At 64.6% G+C, this 297-nt stretch carries 1 protein-coding gene; it reads left to right on the forward strand.

Features of this window, described 5'->3' with window-relative positions; translation table 11 throughout:
• The coding region (locus BK665_RS33615; RefSeq protein WP_123410657.1) for a glycosyltransferase at positions 1–297 on the forward strand (297 nt) is incomplete at both ends.

Raw genomic sequence — 297 nt, forward strand, 5'->3', positions numbered from 1 at the left:
GCCTGGGTGGTCGGCAACGTCGGGCGGCTGCACCCGGACAAGGATCAAACCACGCTGCTGCATGGTTTTGCCGCGGCGTTGCCGGGGTTGCCGGGCAATAGCCAACTGGTGATTCTCGGTTCCGGTCGCCTCGAGCAGAGCCTCAAGGACCTGGCCCGTGAACTCGGGATCGGCGATCGCGTGCTGTTCCTCGGCCAAGTGCCCGAGGCCCGGCGCTCCTTCCGTGCTTTCGATGTATTTGCCTTGCGTTCCGATCACGAACCGTTCGGCATGGTGCTGCTCGAAGCCATGGCCGCT

The sequence above is a fragment of the Pseudomonas frederiksbergensis genome (genome assembly GCF_003732665.1).
Classification (GTDB): domain Bacteria; phylum Pseudomonadota; class Gammaproteobacteria; order Pseudomonadales; family Pseudomonadaceae; genus Aquipseudomonas; species Aquipseudomonas frederiksbergensis_G.